Annotated in this window: 2 protein-coding genes; one reads left to right on the plus strand and one right to left on the minus strand. The window is 51.1% G+C overall.

Annotation, left to right across the window (positions count from 1 at the left end; translation table 11 throughout):
- Positions 1–211: hypothetical protein (locus J7438_RS25390; RefSeq protein ID WP_209278829.1), on the plus strand; the 211-nt coding region annotated here is incomplete at its 5' end.
- Positions 212–425: 214 nt separating this feature from the next.
- Here J7438_RS25390 and J7438_RS25395 read toward each other — a convergent pair.
- Positions 426–1,566 (minus strand): ankyrin repeat domain-containing protein (locus tag J7438_RS25395; protein WP_209278830.1); only part of this gene is annotated, 1,141 nt, incomplete at its 5' end.

A 1,566-nucleotide genomic window follows, 5' to 3' on the forward strand; every position in this document is an offset into this window, starting at 1 on the left:
TGATCGTTTATCCGGAATACAAGCAATGGCAACCACAAATATCTGGCAACAGTTCAAGGCGCTGATTACTGAAGGGGCGCGGGTTGTAGCCACCATGACCGCTAATAACGGCAATGGCACCAGTCAGGCAGAGCTTCAGGATGGTTCGGTTATTAACGTCAAAGGTGAATCTGTGGGTGTTGGCCAGAAGGCATTTATTCAGAAGAGATAAAAGGTACTGCGCCGCGCCTGGCGCAGTATGAGGTGGAGGTTTGAAATAATCAAGAATCGGTTCTCCGCTCAATTTTATTGCTCACTTTAGAAGGCAGCCCGATGGTTGGGCTCCATAGTCTTCAAGAAGTTTCTTGCACTCTGTGCGGCAAGACATGATAGCCAAGTCGAGAGCCGTTTCGCCATATTTATCTTTCTTTTTGGCCAGGGAGGGGTCAAAGCAATGCCTGGATGGCCTCTGTGTGGCCTTTAAAAGAAGCTATGTGGAGCGCCGTGCGGCCATTGTTATCCTTCTCTTTAGCCAGGTAGGGGGCAATGGTTAGCAATGTCTGGATGGCCTCTGTGTGGCCAGAAAGAGCAGCTGTGTGGAGAGCCGTTTGGCCATCGTTATCCTTCTCTTTGGCCAGAGAGGGGTCAATGGTCTGCAATGGCTGGGTGGCCTCTGTGTGGGCTGTAAAAGCAGTTGTGTTAACAGCAGCTGCGAGAGCCGTCCGGACTGACTTATCCTTCTCCTTCTTTTTGGTCAGGGAGGGGTCAATGGTCTGCAATGACTGGGTGGCCTCTGTGTGGACTGCAAAAGCAGTTGTGTTAACAGCAGCTGCGAGAGCCGTCCGGACTGAATTATCCTTCTCCTTCTTTTTTTTGGCCAGGGAGGAGGGAATGGTCAGCAATGTCTGGATGGCCTCTGTGTGGCCATTAGAAGCAGCTGCGTGGAGAGCCGTCTGGCCATCGTTATCCTTCTCTTTGGCCAGGGAGGGGTCAATGGTCAGCAATGTCTGGATGGGCCCTGTGTGGCCAGAAAGAGCAGCTGTGTGGAGAGCCGTTTGGCCATCGTTATCCTTCTCTTTGGCCAGGGAGGGGTCAATGGTCAGCAATCTCTGGATGGCCTCTGTGTGGCCTTTAAGAGCGGCGACGTGGAGAGCCGTCTGGCCATATTTATCCTTCTCTTTGGCCACAATTTCCAGCAATGCATTGACGGTCTCTGTGTGGCCTTGACGAACAGCTTCCTGGAGAACCGTATCGCCATTGTTATTCTTGACATCAACTCGGATGCGCATGGAGGCAATTTCCTTAAATGCCCTGACGATCTCTGTGTGTTCATTACGAGTAGCCAAGTGTAGAGCCGTACAGCCATCGTTCATCTGTTCATTGACTGAGGTTTGATCATTTTTCAGCAGCTCCTTGACGGACTCTATGTGGCCGTTCTGAGCGGCCATATGCAGGGGCGTAGCACCATCTGTATGTGTTTTGACATTGACATCCACTTTCTTATCAAGCAGTTTTCTCAGGCAATCGGTTTGCCCCCAACAAGCGGCTAAATGCAATGCCGTATTGCCGCTGTTATCAGCGATATTG

This window comes from Thalassotalea sp. G20_0 (assembly GCF_017744175.1).
Classification (GTDB): domain Bacteria; phylum Pseudomonadota; class Gammaproteobacteria; order Pseudomonadales; family Endozoicomonadaceae; genus Endozoicomonas.